General features: G+C 65.1%; 16 protein-coding genes. 5 read left to right on the forward strand and 11 right to left on the reverse strand.

Annotated elements, in window-relative coordinates:
* Positions 1–36 precede the first annotated feature (36 nt).
* Positions 37–900 (forward strand): cytochrome c oxidase assembly protein, encoded by an 864-nt coding sequence (locus tag AC1DMY_RS03680; RefSeq protein WP_477163646.1) that lies wholly within the window; start codon positions 37–39, stop codon positions 898–900.
* Positions 901–1014: 114 nt separating this feature from the next.
* On the opposite strand, the gene AC1DMY_RS03685 is transcribed toward AC1DMY_RS03680, so the two are convergent.
* Both AC1DMY_RS03685 and AC1DMY_RS03690 read right to left on the reverse strand, forming a co-directional pair.
* The gene (locus tag AC1DMY_RS03685) at positions 1015–1464 is read right to left on the reverse strand and encodes a copper chaperone PCu(A)C (RefSeq protein WP_477163647.1); all 450 of its coding nucleotides are present in this window, start codon (positions 1462–1464) and stop codon (positions 1015–1017) included.
* Positions 1461–2048, reverse strand: coding sequence for an SCO family protein (locus tag AC1DMY_RS03690; RefSeq protein WP_477163648.1), 588 nt, complete (start codon positions 2046–2048; stop codon positions 1461–1463). Before AC1DMY_RS03690 ends, AC1DMY_RS03685 begins: the two co-directional genes overlap by 4 nt.
* Positions 2049–2159: 111 nt before the next feature.
* Here AC1DMY_RS03690 and AC1DMY_RS03695 point away from each other — a divergent pair, with 111 nt between their 5' ends.
* Positions 2160–2546 carry a DUF423 domain-containing protein gene (locus tag AC1DMY_RS03695; RefSeq protein WP_477163649.1) on the forward strand — a complete coding sequence of 129 codons (387 nt, stop codon included), beginning with the start codon at positions 2160–2162 and terminating at the stop codon, positions 2544–2546.
* A gap of 6 nt (positions 2547–2552) precedes the next feature.
* Here AC1DMY_RS03695 and AC1DMY_RS03700 read toward each other — a convergent pair whose 3' ends face one another.
* The 5 genes from AC1DMY_RS03700 to AC1DMY_RS03720 all read right to left on the reverse strand — a co-directional run bounded on the left by AC1DMY_RS03700 (position 2553) and on the right by AC1DMY_RS03720 (position 6008).
* Positions 2553–3017: a DUF1203 domain-containing protein gene (locus AC1DMY_RS03700; protein ID WP_477163650.1), complete on the reverse strand. Its 465-nt coding sequence runs from the start codon at positions 3015–3017 to the stop codon at positions 2553–2555.
* Between the two features lie 80 nt (positions 3018–3097).
* The gene (locus AC1DMY_RS03705) at positions 3098–3301 is read right to left on the reverse strand and encodes a hypothetical protein (RefSeq protein WP_477163651.1); all 204 of its coding nucleotides are present in this window, start codon (positions 3299–3301) and stop codon (positions 3098–3100) included.
* 93 nt (positions 3302–3394) lie between these two features.
* Complete coding sequence (locus AC1DMY_RS03710) at positions 3395–3586, reverse strand: type II toxin-antitoxin system antitoxin (RefSeq protein WP_477163652.1); 192 nt, start codon at positions 3584–3586, stop codon at positions 3395–3397.
* Complete coding sequence (locus AC1DMY_RS03715; protein ID WP_477163653.1) at positions 3576–4451, reverse strand: SPFH domain-containing protein; 876 nt, start codon at positions 4449–4451, stop codon at positions 3576–3578. The genes AC1DMY_RS03710 and AC1DMY_RS03715 overlap by 11 nt, the downstream gene beginning before the upstream one ends.
* A 60-nt stretch (positions 4452–4511) precedes the next feature.
* Positions 4512–6008, reverse strand: a complete 1497-nt coding sequence (locus AC1DMY_RS03720; protein ID WP_477163654.1) for a transglutaminase-like domain-containing protein — start codon at positions 6006–6008, stop codon at positions 4512–4514.
* A 145-nt stretch (positions 6009–6153) separates the two neighbouring features.
* Between AC1DMY_RS03720 and purT the strand changes: the two genes are divergently transcribed.
* Complete coding sequence (purT, locus tag AC1DMY_RS03725) at positions 6154–7335, forward strand: formate-dependent phosphoribosylglycinamide formyltransferase (protein WP_477163655.1); 1182 nt, start codon at positions 6154–6156, stop codon at positions 7333–7335.
* A gap of 121 nt (positions 7336–7456) precedes the next feature.
* On the forward strand, positions 7457–8977 hold the full coding sequence (locus AC1DMY_RS03730) for an FMN-binding glutamate synthase family protein (protein WP_477163656.1): 1521 nt from the start codon (positions 7457–7459) through the stop codon (positions 8975–8977).
* Positions 8978–9101: 124 nt separating this feature from the next.
* Here AC1DMY_RS03730 and AC1DMY_RS03735 read toward each other — a convergent pair whose 3' ends face one another.
* From AC1DMY_RS03735 to tesB, 3 genes are all read right to left on the reverse strand, one after another.
* Positions 9102–9812: an arginyltransferase gene (locus tag AC1DMY_RS03735; protein ID WP_477163657.1), complete on the reverse strand. Its 711-nt coding sequence runs from the start codon at positions 9810–9812 to the stop codon at positions 9102–9104.
* Positions 9813–9891: 79 nt separating this feature from the next.
* Entirely contained in the window at positions 9892–10284 is a 393-nt protein-coding gene (locus AC1DMY_RS03740; RefSeq protein ID WP_204634286.1) for a putative signal transducing protein, read from the reverse strand.
* A gap of 90 nt (positions 10285–10374) precedes the next feature.
* Entirely contained in the window at positions 10375–11238 is an 864-nt protein-coding gene (gene tesB / locus AC1DMY_RS03745; protein ID WP_477163658.1) for an acyl-CoA thioesterase II, read from the reverse strand.
* Positions 11239–11366: 128 nt separating this feature from the next.
* Between tesB and AC1DMY_RS03750 the strand changes: the two genes are divergently transcribed.
* Positions 11367–11618 carry a helix-hairpin-helix domain-containing protein gene (locus tag AC1DMY_RS03750; protein ID WP_477163659.1) on the forward strand — a complete coding sequence of 84 codons (252 nt, stop codon included), beginning with the start codon at positions 11367–11369 and terminating at the stop codon, positions 11616–11618.
* Here the strand turns inward: AC1DMY_RS03750 and AC1DMY_RS03755 are convergent.
* Positions 11615–12181: an N-acetylmuramoyl-L-alanine amidase gene (locus AC1DMY_RS03755; RefSeq protein WP_477163660.1), complete on the reverse strand. Its 567-nt coding sequence runs from the start codon at positions 12179–12181 to the stop codon at positions 11615–11617. The two genes, AC1DMY_RS03750 and AC1DMY_RS03755, sit on opposite strands and share 4 nt — an antisense overlap.
* Positions 12182–12200: the final 19 nt, after the last annotated feature.

Raw genomic sequence — 12200 nt, forward strand, 5'->3', positions numbered from 1 at the left:
ATGGCTGGTCGCCACTGATACGGTCCGGTACGTTCGATGATGGATAGCGTGCTCAAGTGGATCGTGCCCTGGGAGTTTTCCTGGGTGTTCCTGCTCGGTTTTGTCGCCTGCTGCGTGTTGTACGTGCGCGGATGCCGCCGCTTGAAAGTGAGCTTCGGCCGCCGCCTGTCGTTCTGGACGGGCATGGCGCTGATCTATGTGTCGCTGCACACCTATCTGGATTATTTCTTCGAGCATGAGTTCTTCATGCATCGCATCCAGCAGATCCTGCTGCACCATCTGGCGCCCTTGCTGATCATTGCCTCGTATCCCGGCACGGTGCTGCACAAGGGCGTGCCCTTCGCATGGCGCTTGCGCCTGCTGCATCCCATTCGCCGTTCGGCGCCGTGGCGCATGGCGAGCGCAGTGTGGTGTAACCCGGCGGTGGCCACGGTGCTGTTCGTCGCGTTCATCCTGATCTGGCTGATCCCGTCGATGCAGACGCTCGCCATGCTGGATTGGCGCATCTACCGCTTCATGAACTGGTCGATGCTGGCCAGTGGCTTCACCTATTGGTGGCTGGTGCTCGACCATCGCCCCCGTCCCCCAGGCCGCATGACACCGGGCATCCGCGTGCTGTCGCCTGGCATCACCATGACGCCGCAGATCCTGGCCGGCGCCATCGTCACCTTCTCCAAGACCGACCTTTATCCGATCTTCGAGATCTGCGGCCGCGCTTTTACCTTCAACGTGCTCACGGCGCAGTTGGTGGGCGGCGTGATCATGTGGGTGCCGGCGGCCTTGATCGAATCCATCGGCGGGCTGCTGGCGATGCGCCAATGGTTGCGGCTCTCGCGCAGCGGGCGTATTCGGCGCAAGCCGTGGCCGTCTCGGCGATCTGCCGCAACAGCGCAGCAATAACCCTCACTGTGGGAGCGCACCCTGTGCGCGACTCGGGGCTTGCGAAGCCTCCAAGCGCTCGGCTGCCGAACCTGTCGCGCACAGGGTGCGCTCCCACAGGTGGTGCGGCGAGTTTTATCCGCCGGTGGCGTTGGCCGGCCGCGCCACGAAATCGGCATCCAGCGTGCTGCCGTCACCGAAGGTAAGCGTCACTTTGACCTTTTCGCCAATCGTTACCGGCGCAGCAGCCTTCATCAGCATCAAGTGGTAACCGCCAGGCGATAGCTCAGCCTTCCCATGCGCCGGGATGGCGAGCTCATCGACCATCGCCATGCGATTGACGCCACCGGCGCCGGAGCTCTGGTGCAGCATCGCCTCGCCATAACGCGAGCTATGCGCACCGCGCAGGCTGGCCGCCTGGTCGCCGGTATTTTCCAGCACCACGTAAGCGCCGGCAGGCAGATCGCCGGGCAGCACGCGAATCCAGGCGCCGCTGGCGCGGACGTGTTCCGCCTCGGTGGCGCCGGCACCGGTCGTCAGCATCAGGCCGGCAAGGAGCAAGGGCAGGGCGATGCGACGACTCATGATCTGGATCCCAGGCTCAGCAGCAGATGCAGGTCGTGAACCATTTCGTCCTGGGTGTTGTTGGGCGTGGACAGCAGGCGTGCCTTGCCCTGGCCATCGAACAGATAGATGGCCGAACTGTGGCTCACTTCATACTGGCCGTCGGCACGATCGGGCTCGCGGGTGAAGGCGGATCGATAGCGTTTGCTCAGCGCCTCGATCTCGCGCGGCGTGCCGGACAAGCCGATCGCGCGCGGATCGAATGCATTGACGTAGGCGTGCATGACCTCGGGCGTATCGCGCGCGGGGTCGACGCTGACGAACAGGATGCGCGCGCCATCGGCCAAGGGCCCCAGGCGCTGCATCACCACGTGCAGTTGTGCAAGCGTCAGTGGGCAGACGTCAGGACAATGCGTGTAGCCGAAATACAGCAGCACTACCTTGCCACGATAGTCCTGGCCAGAGACTTTCTTGCCATGGTCGTCGACCAGCTGAAAGTCGAGGTCCGGCATATGGCCGGTGACATTGACGAGTTGCCATTCGATGTTGTCGTCGCGATGACAGCCGGCTAGCAGCCACGTGCCGAAGGCCAGCATCAGCAGCATCAGCCACCGGCGGGTGCGACAACGCTTCGTGCGAGAATCGATAGGAATCATCCAGGCAGCATACGACACTGGCCGCCCGCCTGGACGGCGGCGAACCGAGGAGCCTTGCGCATGCGACAACCTGCCTACGCTACAGGCGTGCTGGTCGGCCTGGCCGGCGCCAGCGCCGTGATCCTGGGGGCGTTCGGCGCGCATGCGTTGCGCGATGTGCTGGATGCCCGCGGCAGCGAGCTGTGGCATACGGCGGTGAGCTATCACTTCTGGCACGCACTCGCGCTCGCCTTCGCAGTGATGGCGGCGACAGGGCGCGCACGCCGGGTCGCCGTCGCCGCCTTTGCCATCGGCATCGTGGTGTTCAGCGGCAGCCTCTACGCGCTGGCGCTGGGGGCGCCGCGCTGGTTTGGCGCGATCACGCCGCTGGGCGGCGTGGCCTTTATCGTCGGCTGGATCGCACTCGGCGTCGCGCTGGCTGCGCGATCCGGTCGCGACGCTTCCTGAGGTAGCTCAGACGCGATCCACGCGCGCCGCGTAGCAGCCGGGCCGCGCCATGTGGATGTGCAGATAGGCAACCGTCGGATCGGCAAACAAGCGCTCGATCAGCGGTTCCAGCGCTGTGCCCTGGGCCACGTCGGCATCCCGCAACATGCCTTGCTCGTCGAAGCCGCGCACCGACAGCAGCCGGCGGCGCAATTGGTCGGGCACTTCATCGATGCGGTCGTATTGCTGTTCGCCTTCGCGGATATAGATCGCGTGGGTCGAACGGAACGGCGAGTTCGCCGGTTGGTGCTCGTAGTTGAGCAGGATCAGCGGCTGCCCGGGTTCGGCATCGGTAAGGCTGATGCGGCACGGGTAACCATGGGGCTGATCAGCCACCACGCGGATGGCCTGACGCTGCGCCAGCGCTTCGTCGGACAGCGAGAACAATTCGGCAAACGGTGCGGCGGGCAGGCCGGAAAGACGGAAATGCATGACGGGGCTCCTGGGAATCGACGATTCCCAGCGTCGCGCGATCAAGCCTTTCCGGCCATCCGATTCTTGCGCCCAATGGCTTAGTCGACGCGAAACACCCGTACGCCTTCGCACTCCGGGCAACGGTAGCTTTGCAGTTCCGTGCGCTGTTCCTGCGACCACCGCTGCGCTTCGGCGGGCAGCGGATCGTAGCGTTCCATCTCCACGCTCTCGCCGGTGCTGGAGCAGGTTTCGCACAGCACCGGGCCGTCAGGCAGCAGGCGATAGGTTTGGCTCTCGGCCATGGCGGTTCTCCGGACGTCACTGAAGCAAACAAGCTAGCGCCGGTGTCGTGCAGGCTGCGTCGAAGCGGGATAAACGCCGCGGGCGCTCACGCCTCAATCGGTGTCGATGTCCTGCACGGGTTCGGCCGCCTCGCGCTTGAGGCGGCCCTGCTTGCGCAAGGCCTCGCGCAGTACGAATTCGATCTGCGCATTGACGCTGCGCAGATCGTCGTCGGCCCAGCGCTGCATGGCTTCGAGCACCGCAGCGCTTATGCGTAATGGATAGGCTTTTTTCTCAACCGCCATAGAGCGTGCCGGCATTCACCACCGGTTGCGTGGAACGATCGCCGCACAACACCACCAGCAGGTTGCTGACCATGGCGGCTTTGCGCTCTTCGTCCAGCTCCACCACGCCCTGCGACTTGAGCTTGTCCAGCGCCATCGCCACCATGCCTACGGCGCCTTCCACGATGCGTTCGCGCGCGGCCACGATGGCGTTGGCCTGCTGGCGCTGCAGCATGGCCTGGGCGATTTCCTGCGCGTAGGCGAGGTGGCTGATGCGCGCTTCAATCACGTGCACGCCGGCTTTTTCCAGGCGTGCCTGGATTTCATCGCGCAGGTGATTGTTGATCACCTCGCCGTGGCTGCGCAGCGAAGGCTTGCCATCGTCGTGCGCATCGTAGGGGTAGTTCTGGGCCATCTGGCGCAAGGCCGATTCGCTCTGGATGTTCACGAAGTTCTCGTAGTCGTCCACGCAGAACACCGCTTCGGCCGTATCGACCACTTCCCATACCACCACGGCGGCGATCTCGATGGGGTTGCCGTCGCTGTCGTTGACCTTGAGCTTGCTGCTCTCGAAGTTGCGCACGCGCAGCGAGACGCGGCGGCGGCTGCAGAACGGGTTGGTCCAGCGCAGGCCTTCCTCGCGCACGGTGCCGTGGTACTTGCCGAACAACTGCAGCACCTGGCCTTCGTTCGGGGCGACCTGGAAGAAGCCCTTGGCCATGAAACCGGCGAGCAGGTGGATGGCGATACCGAGGCCGATCGCGACGACGGCGGGTGCCTCGTGCACCAGTCCGTAGCCTTCCAGGGCCAGGCCGACGGCGCCGAGGAGTAGCACGAAGAAGACCGTGGGGATGCCGGCGGTCGAAAAGCCTTGCTGTTCGTTCATGGGGGTTCCTCCCTGGTTGGGGAAATTAGATATCAAAGTGATATCTAATTCAAGGAGGGGTTAGTCTCGGGTGGCGACCGTGCCGCTCATGGTGGCTGCGGTTTGCTCCGGCGCGGTGCCGATCTGGGCAATCCGCATCTGTCCGAACAGATTGGCGAGGTTGAAGAAGTGCCAGGGATCGCCGTCGCCGCTGTCCAGCGCGATATGGGTGCTGTCGAAGTGCCCAAGGGCGGCGTCGAAGCTCTGCCAGCGCCCATGCACCCAGGCCTGCACCCAGGCGTGCGGCACGAACACGCGTGAGCTGTCGGCGTAGCGGTCGGCATAGACCATGCCGGTCACCACGCGGGCTGGAATATGTTCGGCACGCGCCAGCGCCGCCAGCAGCACCGCGTGTTCCTTGCAGTCGCCCGCTCGCTCCCGAACCACCTCCATCGCGGAGGCGTAGCCGATATCGCGGCTGTGGGGCGGGATATAGGCGCTGACGAAATCGCGCAGCTGGATCATCTTCTGCAGGTCGTCTTCTGCCCCGATCACCGCCTGCGCCGCCAGCTTGCGGATCGGCGGCGCGTCAGACTGAACCCAGGCATTGGGCTGCGTGTCTTCGGGCACCGGCGCCGGCTGGCCACCCGCGACCGGATTGCCCACATCCACCAGCCAATTGCCATGCCCCAGCGAGGTGACGCGCTGTTCATCCGTGCTGATCAGGGGTTGGGCATCGCTGTCGGCGACGTGGATGACGTAGCGCAGGAAGCCTGCGCGCATGGACGACGAGAGCCCCTGCGGCGAATCCACCATCGAGGCGCGCAACATGTCGAGCTCCTGCACGGGCGCTTGCGCGCAGGCCTGGCTGCAGGCGAGCATGTCCAGGGGATGGCCGAGCATTTCCAGCGAACTCTTGCGGGTCTCGCCGCGTGCATTGACCCATAGGTCCATGCGTTGAACGCCGCGGGGCGTCTGCAATACTTCGCGCTGGTGGTTGAGAACCTCGGCGCCATCGGGCAGCGACACGCGCTCGTTGCCCAGCACTTCGATGTCCACGGTGGCCACGTCCTGGCTCGCCGGATCGAACAGGCTCAGCGCGTAATGCCCGGGGCGGCTGGCCGCCCCCGCCATGGCCTGCCGCTGTCCATCGCTCAGCAGGGCGCCCGTGGGCCACGCCAGCGTCGACTGGGTGGCCAGGCCGGCCACGGTGGTGGTGATGGCGTAGCGGCCGTCGGCCTGGCGCTGGCCATCGACGATGCTGTCCGAGCTGGAAAGCGTGCTGCGCGAGTAAAAGCCCAGCGGCTGGCTGTCGAGCGTCTCCATGCTGCGGGTCAGCACCGCCATGGGTACGGTGCGGCCGGCGCGATTGATCTCGATCTGCAGGTCCTGCGTGGTGGTAATGACCTTGCCGTCGCTGACGCGATCGATCCGCAGGTGGCCGATACGGCGGCCGGCCAGCATGACGGTCATCCACGTCGTGTTGCTGGTGGGCACGCTCTCCATCGCCCCGCCGGCGGCGACAGGGGGAGAGCTCAGCGCGAATGCCATCCATAGCGCGGCAAGCCAATAGCGCATAGGTCGCTCCGTGGGGACGGTGCAACTACAGTCAATGCCGGTCCGCGTCGTTCGTCAATGGAATTTGCGTGATGACGAAGCAGTCGCGCGCGATCGCCGAGGCTGCCGTCTACAATGGCGCTTTGCCACCTCTGCGGAGACACCGATGAAGCCCTTTGGCACGCCTTATTCCGATCATGCGTTGCGGGTATTGCTGCTGGGATCGGGCGAACTGGGCAAGGAAGTGGCGATCGAATTGCAGCGCTACGCGGTCGAGGTGATCGCCGTGGATCGCTATGCCAACGCGCCGGCGATGCAGGTGGCGCATCGCAGCCATGTCATCGACATGCTGGACGGCGCGGCACTGCGCGCGCTTATCGAAAAGGAAAAGCCCGATCTCGTGGTTCCGGAGATCGAAGCCATCCACACCGCCACGCTGATCGAGCTGGAAAAGGAAGGCCTGCGTGTGATTCCCACCGCGCGCGCCGCGTGGCTCACCATGGACCGCGAAGGCATCCGCCGCCTCGCCGCCGAAGAACTCAAGCTGCCGACCTCGCGCTACCGGTTTTGTGACACCGAAACGGAATACCAGGACGCGGCGGCCAGCATCGGCCTGCCGTTCGTGATCAAGCCGGTGATGAGCTCCTCCGGCAAGGGCCAGAGCGTGGTGCGCCAGGCCAGCGAGCTGCAGCACGCCTGGGATTACGCGCAATCGGGTGGCCGCGCCGGCAAGGGACGCGTGATCGTCGAGGGCTTCGTCGACTTCGACTACGAAATCACCTTGCTCACCGTGCGGCACAAGGATGGCGTGAGCTTCTGCGCGCCCATCGGCCATCGCCAGGAAGACGGCGACTATCGCGAATCCTGGCAGCCGCAGGCGATGAGCGCGGCCGCGCTGGAAGAGGCGCAGCGACAGGCGGCAGCGATTACCGGCGCACTGGGTGGCTGGGGTGTGTTCGGCGTGGAGTTTTTCGTGAAGGGCGACAGCGTCATTTTCTCGGAGGTGAGTCCGCGTCCGCACGACACCGGCTTGGTGACGCTGATATCGCAAGACCTTTCGGAGTTTGCGCTGCATGCCCGCGCCATTCTCGGACTGCCGATTCCGGCGATTCGACAGTTGGGTCCGTCGGCGTCGTGCGCGGTGCTGGTGGAAGGCGAGGGCGAGGCGCCGCAGTACCACGGCCTGGCCGAGGCCTTGCAGGAGCCAGACACGCAGCTGCGCATTTTCGGCAAGCCGGCCGTGAAGGGCCGTCGCCGCATGGCGGTGACGTTGGCGCGTGACGAAGACGTGGAGACCGCGAAGGCAAAAGCGATCCGCGCTGCCAAATGCATCCGCGTTACGTTCTGACGCCCTCGTGCGGGGCGTGAAAGGAATACGCTTGTATCGTTGATCGAGTGGCGGATGCCTGGGGAATCGTCCCCAGCCCCGCATGGATGCCCGGCTAGGCGCCGAACATAGGGAGACATTGATGCAACCGACAGGCTTCGCCCATTGGCTGGTGGTAATGGTGGAAACCTTCGCCGCGCTGTTTCTCGTGCTGCTGGCGCTGCTGGTTGTGGTCATCGCAGTGGTCTGGCTGGTCGACCGCAACCAGACCAGCAACTCCGTACTGCGCAACTTCCCGGTGATCGGCCACTTCCGTTACTGGTTTCTGCATCTGGGCGAGTTTTTCCGCCAGTACCTGTATTCCAGCGATCGCGAAGAACTGCCGTTCAACCGTGCGCAGCGCACCTGGGTGTATCGCGCGGCCAAGAACGTGGACAACACCAACAGCTTCGGTTCCACCCGCGACCTGCGCGGCGAGGGCGTGCCGTTTTTCGTCAATGCGCCATTTCCCGCACTGGGCGAAAAACACGTCGATCCGCTGCCGGTGACGCTGGGCCCTTATTCGCGCGAACCGTATTCGCATGCCGCGTTCTTCAACATCTCGGCGATGAGTTTCGGCGCGTTGTCCGCCCCGGCGGTGCGTGCGCTGTCGCGCGGCGCAAAGAAAGCCGGCATCTGGATGGACACGGGCGAGGGCGGTCTTGCGCCCTACCACCTGGAAGGCGGCTGCGACATCATCTTCGAGATCGGCACGGCCAAATACGGCGTGCGCACGCCCGACGGCAAACTCGACGACAAGAAGCTGTTGGACATCTGCGCTCACCCGCAGGTGAAGATGGTCAGCATCAAGCTCGGCCAGGGCGCCAAGCCTGGCATGGGCGGTTTGCTGCCGGCCGCGAAGGTGACGCCGGAAATCGCCGCGATTCGCGGCATTCCCGTGGGACAGGATTCGCAGAGCCCCAACCGTCACCTCGACATCGGCAACGTGCAGGAGCTGATGGATGCGATACACCACATCCGCGAACTCACTGGCAAGCCGGTGGGCTTCAAGGCGGTGTTTGGCGGCGTGGAATGGATTGCCGATCTGTGCGATGAGATCGGCAAGCGCGGCATCGAACACGCACCGGACTTCATCATCGTCGACGGTTCGGAAGGCGGCACCGGCGCCGCGCCGCAAACCTTGATGGAAGGCGTGGGCCTGCCCTTGCACGAGGCCTTGCCCGCGCTGGTCGACTTGCTGGTGGTGCGAGGCGTGCGCGAACGCATCAAGGTGATCTGTTCGGGCAAGTGCATCACCGCGTACGACGTGGCGTGGGCTTTGTCGATGGGCGCGGACTTCGTCAACTCGGCGCGTGGTTTCATGCTGTCGCTGGGGTGCATCCAGTCGCTGCAGTGCAACCGCAACACTTGTCCTACCGGCATCACGACGCAGAACCCCAAGTTGCAGCGTGGCCTGGTGGTTGCCGACAAGAGCGAGCGCGTGGCGAACTACGCCACCAACCTGATGCACGAGGTTGGGATCATTGCGCACAGTTGCGGTGTGGACGAGCCGCGTCAGCTCAACCGCACACATTGCCGTGTGGTGGGAGATGACGGTATTTCGGTGCCGCTGGTGAAGCTGTATCCGTATCCGGTGGTGCCGCACGGAGCGGCACGGGCCTAATCGCGACTGACTTCACCTGTGGGAGCGCACCCTGTGCGCGACGGCCACGCTGCGGTGCATCGCTCCGTCAGGTTGTCGCGCACAGGGTGCGCTCCCACAGGGTTTGCGAAAGGCAACGCCGGCCTCAGCCTTCCGCCATCTCCGTCCAGCCTTCACTGGTGCGTATCTGCATCGGGCGGAACTTGCGCTTGTAGTCCATCTTCGGATGGCCGGCGATCCAGAAGCCCAGATAAATCCACGGCAGGCCGCGACGCTTGGCCAGCGCAACCTGCTGCAGGATCGCGAAGGTGCCCAGGCCACGCGCCGTTTCTTCCGGTTCGTAGAACGTGTAGACGGCGGAAAGCCCTTGCTGGCAAACGTCCGTCACCGCCACGCCGAGCAGGCGGGAGCCCTGGCGGAATTCCAGGAACATGGTCGGACTCCACGGCGCGGTGAGGAAGCGGCGGAAATCGCTGGCGTCCGCTTCGTCCATGCCGCCGCCGGGATGACGCTGGCGCAGGTAGCGCTCGTAGAGCGCGTGGCGTTCCGCGTTGTAGCCGGCCATCGATTCGACGACCTGCAGATCCTCGTTGCGCTTGAGGCAGCGGCGCTGGCTGCGGTCCGGCGTGAAGCGTTCCACGTCGATGCGGCAGGGCGTGCAGGCGCGGCAACTGGTGCAGTACGGGTAGTAGAGGTGTCCGCCTGCGCGACGGAAGCCGCGCTCCAGCGCCGGACCATAGAGCTGGTCCAGCTGCGGCGCGGCCGGATCGATCACAAGGTTCTGTGCCGTGCGCTCGGCAAAGTAGCCGCAGGCGTGCGGCAGGGTTTGGAAGAGGCGGACACGGTCAGAGCGCATGGCCTGATTCTATGTCCGGTCCACGTCACTGTGTCAGTAGGGGAAATCTGATATGGCGATTGGCTGAGCCAGATCGGGGTCAGATGACACCCATGTAACGCAGCATCAGGACCACAAAGGCCCCCGCCACGGCCAACATGACAATGCGGCGTACCCGGTTGGCCATGCCCTGGCGCTTCATGTCCGGCGTGGCGTTGCGGGCCAGCGCCAGTTCCTCGCCGTGGCGGATCACCGGCTCGATGCCCAGCTCCTTCAACAGGGCACGGGCGCGGGTGTAGTCGTCCGCCCGGGTCACCCAGACCTGGGCCCAGTTGTCCCGGTTCTCCTGGCGCTGGGTATAGCTGAAGCGCTGGTAGGTCCCGCGGTTGTAGTTCGAGCGGTTCTCGATGGTGCACTCGATGCCTTGCTCCTTGAGGAGTTTGGCAACCCGATCGATGTTTTCCTGGCGGGGCGAGGTATAGAGCTGACGCATAAGGAAACCTTGGTTCGCCGGGCGGGCAGGTACGGGAAAGGCTGGCCGCGGGGATCGGCCAGACCCATATTACTACGGTGACTCGGTCGCTCAGCCGCGCAGGCGGATCAGGCCTTCCTGGGCGGTCGAGGCGACCAGTTCGCCCTCGCGGGTGAAAATCTGGCCCCGGGCGAGGCCGCGGGCGCCCTGGGCGGTCGGGCTGTCGAACGAGTACAGCAGCCACTCGTCCACCCGGAACGGGCGATGGAACCACAGCGCATGGTCCAGGCTCGCCATCTGCACATTGTGTGTGTAGTACGAGATGCCGTGCGGCAGGGTGGCCGTGCCGATCAGGTTGAAGTCCGAGGCGTAGGCCAGCAACGAGCGTTGCAGCATCGGCGAATCGCTGACCGGCGCGGTCAGGCGGAACCAGATGTGCTGGATCGGCGGCCGCTTGGTCGGATGCAGCTTGTCCTGCGGCCAGACATGGCGGAATTCGAAGGGCGCATCCACGCCCAGCCAGCGCTGCAGCTTCTCCGGCAGCTTGGTCAGCTGCTCCGGGGGCACCGCCTGCATCGGCTCGATGTCCTCGGGCATGGGCACTTCGGGCATCGAGGACTGATGCTCGAAGCCGGTTTCCGGCACCTGGAAGGAAATCGAGCCGTTGAGGATGGGCTGGCCGTGCTGGATCGCCACCACCCGGCGGGAGGAGAACGTGCCGCCGTCGCGCGTGCGCTCCACGTTGTAGACGATGGGCGCCTTGATGTCCCCCGCGCGCAGGAAATAGGCGTGCAGCGAATGGGCTTCGCGATCCGCATCCACGGTGCGCTGGGCGGCGGACAGCGCCTGGCCCAGCACCTGGCCGCCGAAGACGAAATGCGTACCGATGTCCCGGCTCTGGCCGCGGAACAGGTTGTCCTCCAGACGCTCCAGTTCGAGCAGGTCGACGAGTTCGCGGACGTGGTTTTCCGTCATGGAGAGCAGGCTCGGTGTAGGTGGCCGGGAATTATAGCGACGCGCCGACCGTCGCGGTCGGGATGGGCCGGCAGACGGGCGCTTGGCGCCGACGGTATTCATCGCTCCACGACCAAGGGGGAGCGGTTATGGAGCAGTTTTCAGAGTGGGAGCGGCAGCGCTTGCTGGACTCGCCCGGGGTCGGTCTCATCGTCATCTTCCGCCTGGAGCAGATCGGCATCTGTACGCTCGACCAGCTGGCCAGCGCCGAGGTGGACGATGTGCTCCTGCAGATCAGTACCCTGCTGGGCGCCACCTCCTGGCGCAACAGCCCGCAGGCACGCGTCGCGGTGATGCTGGCGGTAGCGCTGGCGCGTCACGCCCATACCGATGCCGCCTAGGCGTTAGCCGGCGTCCATCGGGTCAGCCCGCTGTCTTCCAGCACCTCCGACCAGGGAAACAGCGGACCCGGGTCGAGCTTGCGCGGCACGTCAAGCGTCGGATCGTCAGTGGCCGGCAGGCGGGCCGTGTCCAGTTGCTCGTGGCCGGCAATCAGCTGCAAGCGGGGGAAGTCCTGCCTCAGCTCTGCCAGCAGGGAGCGCAGCGCGGCGAGCTGGGCTGGCGGGTAGGGCTCGGTCATGGTCTGGCGGCGGGAATCCCACCACTCCGGGTAGCGCCCCAGGTTGACCAGCTCGATGCCGATGGAATGGGGATTGTGGCCGCGCACGTGGTTGGCCACGCGGGTGCCCGGCACATACCGGTAAATGCTGCCGTCCCGGTCGATGTAGTAGTGCCCGCTGGCGCCCGCGCCGCTTTCATAGATAACCCGCTCGCCATACTCGCGGGCGATGGCCAGGTCCGGCAGCTCGGTGCAGTGGATGACCACCATCTCCACCGCATCGGCAGAGCGTTCGGGCAGAAGAGGGACGTACGGGAGGGGCTGATCAATGATGGTCAGAGGCATGCCGGCAGTCTAGCGACGG

The sequence above is a fragment of the Dyella sp. 01L423 genome, from assembly GCF_056399945.1.